Raw genomic sequence first — 13932 nt, forward strand, 5'->3', positions numbered from 1 at the left:
AAACCGGACCCCCGTTCGCCCTGAGCCTGTCGAAGGGCGCCTTTCCGCCGGCCAGGCCGGTGGGGAGCGGCGCTCCGACTGGCCCGGCACGAACCGGGCAGGGCGGCGAGGCTGAAGTAGATGAAGCGCACCCATCTCCCCCTCAACGGCCTGCGCGTGCTCGATGCCGCCGCGCGTCACCTGTCGTTCACCCGCGCCGCCGATGAGCTGGCGGTCACCCCCGCCGCGGTGGGCCAGCAGATTCGCGCGCTGGAGGATACGCTGGGCGTCGTCCTGTTCCGCCGCACCACCAAGGGGCTGGAGCTGACGCCCGAGGGCGAGGCGGGGCTGGACGCGCTGCGCGCCGGCTTCCTGCAGTTCGAGGAATCGGTGCGCGCGATGCAGGCCGGGCAGAGCAGCAAGTCGCTCACCATCGCCGCCCCGCGCGATCTGACCGCGAAATGGCTGATGCCGCGCCTGTCGGAAATCGCGGCGGCCGACGGCGAACTGCGCTTCGTGCTGGTGCGCGCCGACGAAGGCGTGGATTTCACCGAGGCGAACCTGGATCTGGCCATCCGCTGGGGCGAAGGCCCCGGCGAGCATGAGGGCGAGGCGCTGGAGAGCGACGGGATGGTGACCGTCGAGCGCCCCGGCGGCGGCATGGATACGCGCATCTCCTGGCCCGGCTGCATCGCCGGAGACGGGCCGTCGCTCGTCCATGTCGGCGATGCCGGGCTGGCGATCGAGGCGGCGGTGGAGGGCCTTGGCCGCGCGACCGTGCCCGAGCTGCTGGCGCGGCGCGATATCGCCGCCGGCCGCATCGTCACCGTGGGCGATCCGCGCGCGTCGAAGCTCGGCTATTGGCTCGTCGCCCCGCTGCCCCAGTGGCGGCAGAAGAAGGTCAAGGCGCTGGTCGACGCGCTGGCGGGATAGAATGTCCCGCGCCTGACCGGGCGGCCAGTATAGCCTGTACGGACGTACAGGTGACGGCGCCGCCAGCCGGTGCGATCCAGCGCGGGATGTTTCTGGAGAATGTCCATGCGTAATCTGGGTCTGGTTGGTTTCGGTCTGCTGGCGGCGGCTGCGGTTGCGGGGGCATCGCCCGCGCATGCCCAGAGCGGCCCCAAGAACTTCCGGGTCACCGCGAAGATGAACCTGTGCATCGACGTGGCCAGCGGCCGCACCGCGCCGGGCACGCCCGTCCAGCTCTGGCATTGCAACGGCAAGGCGCCGCAGCAGTTCATCCTCGATCCCGCGCAGGGCAAGGTCCGCTTCGCGATGAACATGGATATGTGCGTCGATTCGCTGCCCGGCGACACCCGGCTCCAGCTCGTCCGCTGCGATCGGTCGGTCAACAAATGGCGCTATGATGCCGCCAAGAAGCGCTTCACCGACGGCATGGCGACCTGCTGGGATGTGCCCAGCGGCAAGTTCAACCCGCAGCAGCGGCTTCAGGTGTGGCAGTGCAACGGCCTGACGCCCCAGTCCTTCACGATGATCAACCTGTAAGCGCGCGGCGGCCGCTTCGCGGCCGCTTGCAATGCCGGATGCAACCTGCTTCGTTCCGCGCCGCCCGGTGCGGGGTGGGGCCGCTGGTGCATGCCCTGCCGCCCCGTTCCGCGTTCCGAACCCATTTTAGGAAATCACGATGAGCTCCAGCCCCTGGTCGCAGCACAGCCGCAATCCTTCCGTCGCCGACGACATCGATTTCGAGATCAAGGGACAGGAGCTCCAGTTCGTCGAGATCGAGCTCGATCCGGGCGAAAGCGCGGTGGCGGAGGCGGGCGCGATGGTGTGGAAGGACGCCAGCGTCGGCATGACCACCGTGTTCGGCGACGGCAGCGCCAACCAGCCGAGCGGCTTCATGGGCAAGCTGCTGGGCGCGGGCAAGCGGCTGATCACGGGCGAGAGCCTGTTCACCACCGTCTTCACCCACAATGGCGGCGGCAAGGCGCGCGTGGCCTTCGCCGCGCCGGTTCCGGGCGCGATCGTGCCGCTCAAGCTCTCCGACGTCGGCGGCACGCTGATCTGCCAGAAGGACGCCTTCCTGGCCGCCGCCAAGGGCGTCACGATCGGTATCGAGTTCCAGCGCAAGATCATGACCGGCCTGTTCGGCGGCGAAGGCTTCATCATGCAGAAGCTGGAAGGCGACGGCTGGGTCTTCGTCCAGTTCGGCGGCGCGATCGTGGAGCGCACGCTGGCGCCGGGCGAGCAGCTTCATGTCGATACCGGCTGCCTGGCCGCCTATACCCCCAGCGTCACCTTCGATCTGGAAACGGCTGGCGGCGTCAAGAACATCGTCTTCGGTGGCGAGGGCTTCTTCTTCGCGCGGCTCACCGGGCCGGGCAAGGTGTGGATCCAGTCGCTGCCCTTCGCGCGGCTGGCGGGCCGCGTGATCGCGGCGATCCCGCCGTCGATGGGCGCGAACCGCGGCGAGGGATCGGCGCTCGGCCCGCTCGGCGATCTGATCCAGGGCAACAACTGATTCCGGAAGCGCGAGAAACGCCGGTCCTGGAGACCGAACGGCTGGTGCTGCGTCCGCGCCGCGTCGCGGACGCCGATGCCCTGCATCCCGCCTTCGCCGATCCCGATCTGATGCAATGGTGGTCGGATCCGCCGCACGCCAGCGTGGCGGAAACCCGCGCCTCCTTCGCCAAGGAGGCGCCGGAGTGGCGCTGCTGGACGATCACCCGCCGGGGCGACGATGCCGCGATCGGCTTCGTAGCGGCGGGGGAGAAGCGCCAGGGCAACGTGACCGAGATCGGCTATATGCTCGCGCGCGAACATTGGGGCGGCGGCATCGCGAAGGAGGCGGTGAGCGCGGTGATCGACCGCATCTTCGCCGAAGGCCAGCGCCGCGTGTTCGCCGATACCGATCCGGAAAACACCCCCTCGCGCGGGCTGCTGGAACGGCTGGGCTTCACGCTGGAAGGCTATCTGCGCGCCGAATGGGAAACCCACATCGGCGTGCGCGACACGACGCTCTACGGCCTGCTGCGCGAGGAATGGGAGGCACGGCGATAGCTCCCCGCCAAGGGGAGGATCGGGGCGTGCTTCAGGCGTCGATCGCCTCGCCCTCGATCCGCGCGGCATTTTCCTGGATGAAGGCGAAGCGGTGGGCGGGGTTGCTGCCCATCAGCCGGTCGACCAGGTCCTTCACGCCCGCCCGCTCCTCATATTCCTGCGGCAGCGTGACGCGCAGCATGCCGCGCGTGGCGGGGTCCATCGTGGTTTCCTTGAGCTGCTGGGGGTTCATCTCGCCCAGCCCCTTGAAGCGGCTGGTCTCCACCTTGCGGCCCTTGAACTCGCGCTCGATCAGCTCGGCGCGGTGCGCGTCGTCGCGCGCGTAGAGGCTCTTGGTGCCCGCCACCAGGCGATAGAGCGGCGGCTGCGCCAGATACAGGTGCCCGCGCCGCACGATGTCTGGCATCTCCTGGAAGAAGAAGGTCATCAGCAGCGTGGCGATATGCGCGCCGTCCACGTCCGCGTCGGTCATGATGATGATGCGTTCGTAGCGCAGATTGTCCGGCTGGCAGTCCTTGCGCGTGCCGCAGCCCAGCGCCTGGATCAGGTCCGCGATCTCCTGGTTGGCCAGGATCTTCGCGCTGGTGGCGCTGGCGACGTTCAGGATCTTGCCGCGGATCGGCAGGATCGCCTGGGTCTTGCGGTCGCGCGCCTGCTTGGCGCTGCCGCCCGCGCTGTCGCCCTCGACGATGAACAGCTCGGTCCCCGCGGGATCGTCGGCGGAACAGTCGGTCAGCTTGCCGGGCAGGCGCAGCTTGCGCGCGCTGGTCGCGGTCTTGCGCTTGACCTCGCGCTCCTGCTTGCGGCGCAGCCGCTCGTCCATCCGCTCCAGCACATAGCCGAGCAGCGCCTTGCCGCGATCCATGTTGTCGGCAAGGAAATGGTCGAAATGGTCGCGCACGGCCTTTTCCACCAGGCCCGCGGCCTCGGGGCTGGTCAGGCGGTCCTTGGTCTGGCTCTGGAACTGCGGATCGCGGATGAAGACGCTGAGCATCAGCTCGCTGCCGGTCATCACGTCGTCGGCGGTGATGTCCTTGGCCTTCTTCTGCCCCACCAGCTCACCGAAGGCGCGGATGCCGCGGGTCAGCGCGGTGCGCAGCCCGGCCTCGTGCGTGCCGCCGTCGGGCGTGGGGATGGTGTTGCAATACCAGCTATAGCTGCCGTCGCTCCACAGCGGCCAGGATACCGCCCATTCCACCCGCCCCTGGTTGTCGGCGAAATCCTGCGCGCCCGCGAAGAAATCGGCGGTGGCGCATTCGCGCCCGGCGATCTGTTCCTTCAGATGGTCGGCCAGTCCGCCGGGGAACTGGAACACCGCCTCGGCCGGGATGTCGCTGCCCTCGATCAGCGCGGGATCGCATTTCCAGCGGATCTCGACGCCCGCGAACAAATAGGCCTTGGACCGCGCCAGCTTGTAGAGGCGCCCGGGCTTGAAGCTCATCTCCGGCCCGAAGATTTCGGGATCGGGGGTGAAGGCCACGCTGGTGCCGCGCCGGTTGGGCGTGCCGCCCAGATGCTCGATCGGCGCCAGCGTCTTTCCCTGGCTGAAGCGCTGGCGATAGAGCTGCTTCTCGCGCGCTACCTCCACCACCGTATCGACGGAGAGCGCGTTGACCACGCTTACGCCCACGCCGTGCAGGCCGCCCGAGGTGTTGTAGGCCTTGCCGCTGAACTTGCCGCCCGAATGGAGCGTGGAAAGGATCACCTCCAGCGCCGATTTGTCGGGAAAGCGCGGGTGCGGGTCCACCGGGATGCCGCGCCCGTTGTCGGTGATGGTCAGCCGGTTGCCGCCCTCCAGCGTCACTTCGATCCGGGTGGCGTATCCGGCCACCGCCTCGTCCATCGCATTGTCGAGCACTTCGGCGGCGAGGTGGTGCATCGCGCGCTCGTCGGTGCCGCCCACATACATGCCCGGGCGGCGGCGCACCGGCTCCAGCCCCTCCAGCACCTCGATCGAGGAGGCGTCATAGGTGCCGCCGCCGGGATTGGTCGGGGCGAACAGATCGTCGTCGGACATGGCAAAGCTATGAAGGGGCCGAGTCTGCCGCGCAAGGCCGCGGCCCGGTTATTCGCAGCAAGCCGGGGCCGATCGGCCCTCAGGCGGCGCGCAGCATGCCCATGAATGACACTGTCGCGCGTCCGGCCTGCCCGGCGCGCCGCTTCACCCCGTTTTGGCGGCGGCTGCGAAGGCGCGGCCGGCGCCGGGCTCCACGGTTCGCTCCCGCGGCTACCCGGCGCCAGCGCGCGCGGCTATCGGACCCTGGGGCCGCCGTAGGGCAGCGGCGGCGGCGGGCGCCGGTCGCGGCGGGGAAGCTGCGCCTGATAGGCGTGGCCGCAATGCTCGACGCAATAGGGGAACCCGGGGTTCACCTTGTCGCCACAGAAATGGAAGTCGGGCTCGCCCGGATGGCCGATCGGCCATTTGCAGATCTTGTCGTTCAGATCGAGCAGGCTGGTCTTGCCCGCGATCGCCTCGCTCGGCTTGGCGGGGACCAGGCGGCGCGGCGGGGCCGGCGCGATCGGGGGCGATTGCTCGCCCGGGTTCTGGCGCACGAAGCCGCCGGGGCCGACCGAACGGAGCACCGGCGCGTCGGCCGCGCGCGCGGGCGGCTCGGGCGCGGTGCTGCCGGCTGTCGGGGCCGCCGAAGGGGCCGGGGCAGGGCGGGGCGCGGCGGCGGCCGGAGCCGGCGGTGGCGCAGCGGCGGGCGCCGCCGCGGCCGCGGGCTGCGGCTTGGGCTCCGGCGCGGCCTTGGCCTCGTTGGGGCGCACGGGGGACGGGCGCGAGGGCAGGCCCAGCCGGTGGGCCTTGCCGATCACCGCGTTACGGCTGACGCCGCCCAGCTCCTCGGCGATCTGGGTTGCGGTCATGCCGCTGTCCCACATCTTCTTCAGCGTATCGATACGCTCTTCGGTCCAGCTCATCGTCTTCCTTCAACTTGCGGCAGCTTTGCCTTGCCGCAGCGGCGGTCAGCGGTTACGCGGTCGCGCAATGCCCAACCAGCCCGAATTCGGTCAAGCGCTTCCCGAGCCCGGCGTTCCGGCGATTCGCAACGTCAACTGGGGAGGCCTGCGTACCCTCTATATCAAGGAGGTGCGCCGCTTCTTCAAGGTGCAGCTCCAGACGGTGTGGGCGCCATCGGTCACGACGCTGTTGTATCTGGTGATATTCACGGTCGCGCTGGGCGGCGGCGGACGCAGCGTGATGGGGGTTCCCTTCGCCGCGTTCATCGCGCCGGGCCTGATCATGATGGGCATGCTGCAGAACGCCTTCGCCAACGCCAGCTTCTCGCTGCTTTCGGGCAAGCTGCAGGGCACGATCGTCGATTATCTGATGCCGCCGCTTTCCACGGGCGAGCTGCTGGCGGGGCTGGCCGGCGGCGCGGTGACGCGCGCGGTGTGCGTCGGCTGCGCGGTGTGGCTGGCGATGGCGCTGTGGGGCGTGGACGTGTTCCCGCGTCATCCGCTGGCGATCCTGTGGTTCGGGCTGCTCGGCGCCTTGTTCCTGGCCTTCCTGGGCCTGATGACCTCGCTGTGGGCGGAGAAGTTCGATCATGCCGCCGCGGTCACCAATTTCGTGGTCGCGCCGCTCTCGCTGCTGTCGGGTACCTTCTATTCGGTCGAAAGCCTGTCGCCGCTGTTCCGCACGATCAGCCACCTCAACCCATTTTTCTACATCATCTCGGGGTTCCGCTACGGCTTCCTGAAGGAGGCCGATTCGCCGGTGCTGCTGGGCGGCGCGATCCTGCTGGCGCTCGATATCGTGCTTGGGCTGGCCTGCTATCTGCTGATCAAGCGCGGCTGGCGCATCAAGAGCTGAGGGCGGCGCGGACAAGCATTATTGACGCTGGCGGCCCTCCGCTCGTAATGACCCGCGCCGGGCGGCCCGGATCGGCCGCCTTTCGCGTTTCTGGAGTTATTTCCACTCGTTTCTGGAGGAGCAGTTCCGATGACCATCACCCCGCTCATGCCCGTGTACCCGCGGTGCGGTGTGCGGCCGGTGCGAGGCGAGGGCTGCTACCTGATCGGCGAGCGCGGCGAACGCTATCTGGATTTCGCGGCGGGCATCGCGGTGAACGCGCTGGGCCATTCGAACGCGCATTTCATCAAGACCGTGCAGGATCAGGTCGCGACGCTGATGCACGTCTCCAATCTCTACGGCTCGCCGCAGGGGGAGGCGCTGGCGCAGCGCATCGTGGACAACAGCTTCGCCGATACGGTGTTCTTCACCAATTCGGGCGTCGAGGCGATCGAGTGCGCGATCAAGGCCGCGCGCCGCTATCACGACGTCAACGGCAACCCCGAGCGCTATAAGCTGATCACCTTCAAGAACGCCTTCCACGGCCGTTCGCTGGGCGCGATCAGCGCGACCGACCAGCCCAAGATGCGCGACGGGTTCGAGCCGCTGCTGCCGGGCTTCGATTATGCGCGGTTCAACGATCTGGAAGGCGCGCTGGCGCTGATCGACGGCGAGACCGCGGGCTTCCTGGTCGAAACGGTGCAGGGCGAGGGCGGCATGACCGCGGGCACGCCCGAGTTCATCCAGGGCCTGCGCAAGGCTTGCGACGAGCACGGCCTGCTGCTGATCCTGGACGAGATCCAGTGCGGATACGGCCGCACCGGCAAGATGTGGGCCTATGAGCATTACGGCATCACGCCCGACATCATGACCGTGGCCAAGGGCATCGGCAACGGCTTCCCCCTCGGCGCCTGCCTGGCGACCGAAGAGGCGGCCAAGGGCATGGTGATCGGCACCCACGGCTCCACCTATGGCGGCAACCCGCTGGCGATGGCGGCGGGCATGGCGGTGCTGGACGTGATGCTGGAGCCCGGCTTCCTGGATCATGTCACCGCGATGGGCGATCGCCTGCGCGCCGCGTTCGAACAGCTCATCCCCAACCATGATCACCTGTTCGAGGAGATTCGCGGCAAGGGGCTGATGCTGGGCATCAAGATGAAGGAGCCGGCGGTCAGCCGCGATTTCGTGGCGCACCTGCGCGACAATCACGGGCTGCTCACGGTGGCGGCGGGCGAGAATGTGTTCCGCGTGCTGCCGCCGCTGGTGATCGACGAAAGCCATATCGCCGAGTGTATCGAACGGCTGAGCGCCGGGGCGCGGGATTACAAGCCCGCGGGCGCGGCGTGAGGGGCCTCCAGATCCTCCCCGGAACGGGGAGGGGGACCACGCGAAGCGTGGTGGAGGGGCCGCCGCGGAATGCGGCGGTGCCCGCCGCGTCCCTCCATCACGACGCTGCGCGTCGCAGTCCCCCTTCCTGTGCCGGGGAGGGATGTTGATGCGCCACTTCCTCGATCTGTCCGACGCCGGCAGCGCAGGGCTGAAGGCGATCCTTGACGACGCCGCCGCGCGCAAGGCCGCGCGCAAGGGCTGGGCAAAGGGCCGGCCCGACGCCGATCGCCCGCTCGACGGCCATATCCTCGGCATGGTGTTCGAGAAGAATTCCACGCGCACCCGCGTGTCGTTCGATCTCGCCATCCGCCAGCTCGGCGGCAATCCGGTGGTGCTCGATTCGGGCACCACCCAGCTCGGCCGCGGCGAGACGGTGGCGGATACCGCGCGCGTCCTCTCCGGCTATTGCGACGCGATCATGATCCGCACCGACGATCATGCGAAGCTGCTGGAGATGGCCGAATATGCCAGCGTGCCGGTGATCAACGGTCTCACCGACGATTCGCACCCCTGCCAGATCATGGCGGACATGCTGACGATCATCGAAAGCGGCCGCGCGCTGGCGGGGATGAAGGTGGCGTGGCTGGGCGACGGCAACAATGTGCTCGCCTCTTTCGTGGAGGCGGGCGCGCTGCTGGGCTTCGATGTCGTGGCGGCCTGTCCCCAGGGCTATCAGCCGTCGGATGCGGTGGTGGCCAAGGGCCAGGGCCGCGCCCGCGTGGTCGCCGATCCGCGCGAGGCGGTGGCGGGCGCCGACGTGGTCGTCACCGATACCTGGATCTCGATGGGCCAGGCGCATGCCGAAACCAAGCTGAAGGCGATGATGCCCTATCAGGTGACGGCGGAGCTGATGGCGCAGGCGCGGCCGGATGCGAAGTTCCTCCACTGCCTCCCCGCCCACCGCGGCGAGGAGGTGACCGCGGAGGTGATCGACGGCCCGCAATCGCTGATCTGGCCGGAGGCGGAGAACCGGCTCCACGCGCAGAAATCGATCCTGCGCTGGTGCTTCGGGCAGGTAGGATAGGGCGGCTCGCGGCCCGCGCCACGGTGTTGCCGGAAACGGCTTCGCTTCCTATCTCCCCTCCACATCCGGATCCCCGTTCGCCCTGAGCCTGTCGAAGGGCGGCCTTTCCTCGTGCAAGCGTTGAAGTACGACGGGGCTTCGCCAAGCCAGCCCGAACGGAAACCCATGGACCAGCCCGCCACCCCCGAACTCGATCGCGCGCTCGGCTTCACGCTGCCGGGATCGCACGCCCGCGGCCGCATCGTGCGGATCGGGCCGGTGCTCGATCAGATCCTCTCCGCGCACGCCTATCCGCCGCCGATCGAGGCGCTGCTGGCGGAGGCGCTGACGATCACCGCGCTGCTCGGCACGCTTCAGAAGGACGCCGGCGGCCAGCTCACGCTCCAGGCGCAGACGCAGGGCGGCATCGTCAGCCTGCTCGTGTGCGACTACAAGGGCGGCGAGCTGCGCGGCTATGTGCAATATGATGCCGAACGGCTGGCGATGCTCGGCAAGCATCCGTCGCTCTATGCGATGTTCAACAAGGGCTATCTGGCCGTCACCTTCGATCAGGCGGCGACCGGCGAGCGCTACCAGGGCATCGTGCCGCTGGAAGGATCGTGCCTGGCAGAGGCGGCGGAGACCTATTTCTTCCAGTCCGAACAGATCCCCACGCTGATCCGCACCGGCATGCGCCATGGCGCGGACGGGCATTGCGTCGGCGGCGGCCTGTTCCTCCAGCATCTGCCGGAGGGCGAGGCGGGGCGCGAGCGGCTGGAAACGCGGCTCGACCATCCCGAGTGGCAGCATGTCGCCGCGCTGGGCAACACCATGGGCGCCGACGAGCTGGCGGACCCGTCGCTGCCGCTGGAGGATCTGGTGTGGCGCCTGTTCCACGAGGAGCCGGAGGTGCGCGTGCTCACCACCACCGGACTGGTGCGCGGCTGCCGCTGCAACGTCGATTACATCACCAGCGTGCTCGCCAAGTTCCCGCGCGACGAGCTGGAGGGCATGGCGAACGCGGAGGGCAACATCGTGGTGGACTGCGCCTTCTGCTCCACCGACTTTCCGGTGCCGCTGTCCCGTCTCGTTACACCCACGTTGTAATTCCGGTGCCGTTCACCATAACGTTGGCAAATCGTGCGGCAGGCCGATTCGTGTCGGACCGGCCGTGATGGAGTTTGACGGGCAGGCGATGCTGATGGTCTTCAGGCGTTCGTGGCGCCCGGCCGCTGCCGGGGCCATTCTTCTTGCGATCGGCGGCTTCGCGCTCGCGCACGCGCAATCGGGCGGCAGCACGCCGCGCGCGCTCGCCGGGCTGGAAAAGGGCCAGTGGGAGCTGAAGCCGGTGGAGGGCGGGCCGGCGCGCAAGCTGTGCCTCACCAATCCCAACGCGCTGATCCAGCTCGAACATGCCCAGGCGCAGTGCAGCCAGGTGGTGATGGATAACACCGCGACCAGCGTGACGGTGCGCTATACCTGCCCCGGCCACGGCCATGGCCGCACCACCGTTTCGGTCGAAACCCCGCGGCTGGCGAACATCGAGACGCAGGGCGTGGTGGATGGCATGCCCTTCGCCGATCAGTTCGAGGGGCGGCGCACCGGCGCCTGCACGGGCTGAGCCCCGCGGCCGGTGGTCAGGGCCGCCGGCTTCCGCGATGCAAATCTGAGTGGCGTTCTTCGCCGGATTGAACCCGGTCTTCTGGTGAGGCGGGGCGCGATGCCCCGCGCGGTGGCGTTGGTCCGCCTTCATTTGATTCACGCGAGGGCGCGAAGAAGTTTCTTTGTTCGCGCGGAGGCTGCGGAGCGGGATTTGCCGCGATAGCGGCCCTCCATTCCCAGCGCCGCCTCGCGCGGGCCGTTGCAAGGGCGCCTACGGTGCAAGCAGGCGACCTGCCTCCGCGCCCTCCGCCCGAACCGAATTCCCGCCAAATCTTCGCGCCTTCGCGTGAAACATAGACGAAGCCGCGACAGCTCAGGGCGAACGGGTCAGATTGAACGTACCGCGCTGCAAAATACCGATGGACGCGCCCTGAAGCCTCGCCTGCGCCTGCTGCGCATCCCCGCCGTCTGGATCGCACGGCCGAATCTGGACTTAATTGTGGCGAAAATTTGTTAAGCGTCCGTTTATCCGGACCGCGCTATCAGGGTGGCGCTCCACGATGGAGCGTTCCTCTCTGGCAGGGTTTTCCCATACCTAGGGCCGCCTTCGGGCGGCTCTTTTTTTTTCCAATGGGGTGGACCTGCGCGCGGAATTGGCTAGCCGTCCGCTCATGGCGGAAAAGCTTGCAGTCGTCCTGATCTCCGGGGGCCTCGATTCGATGGCCGCCGCCGGCCGCGCGCGCGAGGAGGGCTATGGCCTGCTCGCGCTCTCGATCGACTATAACCAGCGCCATCAGGTGGAGCTGGCCGCCGCGCGCCGCATCGCCTCCGCGCTGGGCGCGCGGCGCCATGTCGTGCTGCCGCTCGATCTGCGCGCGTTCGGCGGCTCCGCGCTTACCGACGATATCGCGGTCCCGAAAACGGGCGTGGATGGCAACATTCCCGTCACCTATGTTCCGGCGCGGAACACGATCTTCCTCAGCCTGGCGCTCGGCTGGGCCGAGGCGGCGGGCGCGCGCGACCTGTTCATCGGCGTCAACGCGCTCGATTATTCGGGCTATCCCGATTGCCGCCCGGAATTCATCGCCGGGTTCGAAAAGCTGGCGGAGCTGGCCACCAAGGCGGGGGTGGAGGGCCATCCCTTCCGCATCCACGCCCCGCTTCAGCACATGACCAAGGCCGATATCGTGCGCGAGGCGGCCCGGCTGGGCCTCGACGCGGGGCTTAGCTGGTCGTGTTACGATCCGGCGCCCGGCGGGCTGCATTGCGGCCTGTGCGACAGTTGCCGCCTGCGCGCCAAGGGTTTCGAGGAGGCGGGCATCCCCGATCCGACGCGCTACGCGGCGCGCCCCTGACCATGAGCTATGCGGTCAAGGAGATGTTCCTCACCCTGCAGGGTGAGGGCGTCAACGCGGGCGCGCGCGCCGTGTTCGTGCGCTTCGCCGGGTGCAACCTCTGGTCGGGGCGCGAGGCGGACCGGGCAGGGGCGGCGTGCCGCTTTTGCGACACCGATTTCGTGGGCACAGACGGCGCCGGGGGCGGCCGCTTCGCCGATGCCGCCGCGCTGGCCGATGCGGTGGCCGGGCATTGGGGGGAGGGCGCCGAGGCGCGCTTCGTGGTGCTGACGGGCGGCGAGCCGATGCTGCAGGTGGACGACGCGCTGGTCGACGCGCTCCATGCCCGCGGCTTCCGCATCGCGATCGAGAGCAACGGCACGCTGCCGGTGCATCCCGGGATCGACTGGGTGTGCATCAGCCCGAAGGCGGGCAGCGCGGTAGTCCAGCGTTCGGGCGACGAGCTGAAGCTGGTATGGCCGCAGCCTGGGACCGACGTTGCCGCGATCGAGGGCTGGGATTTCCGCCACTTCCTGGTTCAGCCGATGGACTGCGCCGATGGCGCCGCCGCGCGCGATGCGGCGGTGGCCCTTGCGATGGAGCGCCCGCGCTGGCGGCTGACGCTCCAGGCGCACAAGCTACTGGGCCTGCGTTAGCCGCCCCCGGCCCGCCGAGGCATCGGCGGTGTAGCGAAAGTTCAGCGCGCCGCACTTGCGTTCCTGATAGACGCCGCGCTTCCAGCATTTGTCGTTGTGGAACGGCGGCATCGGATCGAACAGCACGGTGAGATAGGGCCGCGGGGGAGCGCGATGCTGCTCGCCCCAGGACTTCAGGCTCTTGCGCAGCTCGGCCATACGGTCCTTGGCGAGATCGCCGAGACCGCCGCGGCGGACGAACAGCGCGTCATGGCCGACCGAAGCCGCCGCCTGGCAGAAGGTGAGCTGGCCGCCCACGGTCGAGAAGCTGGAATAGATGCGCGTGCCGAAACGGTCGAGCTCGGTCTGGCCCGCCTTCTTCACGTTCTTCGCCTTGCGGACGAAGTACTTCTCCAGCGTGTCGTAGGAGCTCTTCAGCTCGCGGGCGTGATCGCTCAGGATCGCGTTGTAATTGCCCAGCGTCAGCAGCGTCGGCTCGAACTGGCACTGGAGCGCGGCGACGTTCAGCGCGGCGCGCAGGCTCCACACCAGCGCGGCGCGCAGCTCCTCCTGCGTCGCGCCGGGCAGGCCCGGGCCGAGGATGCCGGGCTCCTCGCCCGTCACGCGCTCGCCCTTCAGGTCGACCGGCTTGATGAAGAACTGGGCGGACGCCGGCGCGGCCTGAAACAGCGCGGCGGCGGCAGCGAATGCGACGGCAAAGCGCGGAACGAACATCCTACCCCTCAAGCTCCAATGTCCCCGAGGCCACTGGTTACGGGCTTTTCGACTCGCGCCCAACCCCCTTTTTCGCCGTCCCGATCGGCCCGTCGCGGGACGGGCACGCCTTCGCCCGCCCGAAGCAGGACTTGCGGCCCCCGCGCGGGCAAAAAAGAAGGGCCGCCCGGTCGCCCGGACGGCCCCTCGTTTCGCTGGCGCGCGATCAGTTCGCGTTGGCGACCGGCGCAGCCACGTTCGACACGACCTCGTTGCCAGTGGCGCCGTCGAGGTTGGTGACCATTTCGTCCGACACGTTGGTCTCGTCGACGACGGTCGCAGTGTTGTTGACGGCCGGGGTCTCACCACCGCACGCGGTGACGAGGAGGCCGGCGCCCGCGATCATCGAAACCGCAACGGCCTTGGAGAGAATTGCACGCATGTATAGCTCCCTAG

15 protein-coding genes are annotated in these 13932 nt (G+C 68.6%); 11 read left to right on the forward strand and 4 right to left on the reverse strand.

The features are described from left to right. Positions 1–120: 120 nt before the first annotated feature. The 4 genes from OM513_RS08230 to OM513_RS08245 all read left to right on the forward strand — a co-directional run bounded on the left by OM513_RS08230 (position 121) and on the right by OM513_RS08245 (position 3003). On the forward strand, positions 121–912 hold the full coding sequence (locus tag OM513_RS08230; RefSeq protein ID WP_264943690.1) for a LysR family transcriptional regulator: 792 nt from the start codon (positions 121–123) through the stop codon (positions 910–912). A gap of 105 nt (positions 913–1017) precedes the next feature. Beyond that, positions 1018–1488 carry a ricin-type beta-trefoil lectin domain protein gene (locus tag OM513_RS08235; protein WP_264943691.1) on the forward strand — a complete coding sequence of 157 codons (471 nt, stop codon included), beginning with the start codon at positions 1018–1020 and terminating at the stop codon, positions 1486–1488. 139 nt (positions 1489–1627) lie between these two features. After that, positions 1628–2464, forward strand: coding sequence for a TIGR00266 family protein (locus OM513_RS08240; protein ID WP_264943692.1), 837 nt, complete (start codon positions 1628–1630; stop codon positions 2462–2464). A gap of 44 nt (positions 2465–2508) precedes the next feature. Then, positions 2509–3003: a GNAT family N-acetyltransferase gene (locus OM513_RS08245; RefSeq protein WP_264943693.1), complete on the forward strand. Its 495-nt coding sequence runs from the start codon at positions 2509–2511 to the stop codon at positions 3001–3003. A gap of 31 nt (positions 3004–3034) precedes the next feature. Here the strand turns inward: OM513_RS08245 and parE are convergent, their stop codons facing one another. Further along, a complete protein-coding gene (gene parE, locus OM513_RS08250) occupies positions 3035–5020 on the reverse strand; it encodes a DNA topoisomerase IV subunit B (protein WP_264943694.1) in 1986 nt (661 codons plus the stop codon). Positions 5021–5253: 233 nt separating this feature from the next. Beyond that, a complete protein-coding gene (locus OM513_RS08255; RefSeq protein ID WP_264943695.1) occupies positions 5254–5925 on the reverse strand; it encodes a GcrA family cell cycle regulator in 672 nt (223 codons plus the stop codon). A gap of 67 nt (positions 5926–5992) precedes the next feature. Between OM513_RS08255 and OM513_RS08260 the strand changes: the two genes are divergently transcribed. The 7 genes from OM513_RS08260 to queE all read left to right on the forward strand — a co-directional run bounded on the left by OM513_RS08260 (position 5993) and on the right by queE (position 12783). Then, positions 5993–6820: an ABC transporter permease gene (locus tag OM513_RS08260; RefSeq protein WP_264943696.1), complete on the forward strand. Its 828-nt coding sequence runs from the start codon at positions 5993–5995 to the stop codon at positions 6818–6820. A 129-nt stretch (positions 6821–6949) separates the two neighbouring features. Next, positions 6950–8146 carry an aspartate aminotransferase family protein gene (locus tag OM513_RS08265; RefSeq protein WP_264943697.1) on the forward strand — a complete coding sequence of 399 codons (1197 nt, stop codon included), beginning with the start codon at positions 6950–6952 and terminating at the stop codon, positions 8144–8146. Positions 8147–8294: 148 nt separating this feature from the next. Further along, positions 8295–9212: an ornithine carbamoyltransferase gene (gene argF, locus OM513_RS08270; RefSeq protein WP_264943698.1), complete on the forward strand. Its 918-nt coding sequence runs from the start codon at positions 8295–8297 to the stop codon at positions 9210–9212. Between the two features lie 165 nt (positions 9213–9377). Next, positions 9378–10298 carry an Hsp33 family molecular chaperone HslO gene (hslO, locus tag OM513_RS08275; protein ID WP_264943699.1) on the forward strand — a complete coding sequence of 307 codons (921 nt, stop codon included), beginning with the start codon at positions 9378–9380 and terminating at the stop codon, positions 10296–10298. A gap of 67 nt (positions 10299–10365) precedes the next feature. Further along, a complete protein-coding gene (locus OM513_RS08280) occupies positions 10366–10812 on the forward strand; it encodes a DUF3617 domain-containing protein (protein WP_264943700.1) in 447 nt (148 codons plus the stop codon). A gap of 652 nt (positions 10813–11464) precedes the next feature. After that, positions 11465–12148 (forward strand): 7-cyano-7-deazaguanine synthase QueC, encoded by a 684-nt coding sequence (gene queC / locus OM513_RS08285; protein ID WP_264943701.1) that lies wholly within the window; start codon positions 11465–11467, stop codon positions 12146–12148. 2 nt (positions 12149–12150) lie between these two features. Further along, complete coding sequence (gene queE / locus OM513_RS08290) at positions 12151–12783, forward strand: 7-carboxy-7-deazaguanine synthase (RefSeq protein ID WP_264943702.1); 633 nt, start codon at positions 12151–12153, stop codon at positions 12781–12783. Here queE and OM513_RS08295 read toward each other — a convergent pair. Both OM513_RS08295 and OM513_RS08300 read right to left on the reverse strand, forming a co-directional pair. Continuing rightward, a complete protein-coding gene (locus OM513_RS08295; protein WP_264943703.1) occupies positions 12766–13497 on the reverse strand; it encodes a hypothetical protein in 732 nt (243 codons plus the stop codon). The two genes, queE and OM513_RS08295, sit on opposite strands and share 18 nt — an antisense overlap. 205 nt (positions 13498–13702) lie before the next feature. After that, positions 13703–13918: a hypothetical protein gene (locus OM513_RS08300; protein ID WP_264943704.1), complete on the reverse strand. Its 216-nt coding sequence runs from the start codon at positions 13916–13918 to the stop codon at positions 13703–13705. Positions 13919–13932: the final 14 nt, after the last annotated feature.

This window comes from Sphingomonas canadensis (genome assembly GCF_026013525.1).
Taxonomy (GTDB): Bacteria; Pseudomonadota; Alphaproteobacteria; order Sphingomonadales; family Sphingomonadaceae; genus Sphingomonas; species Sphingomonas canadensis.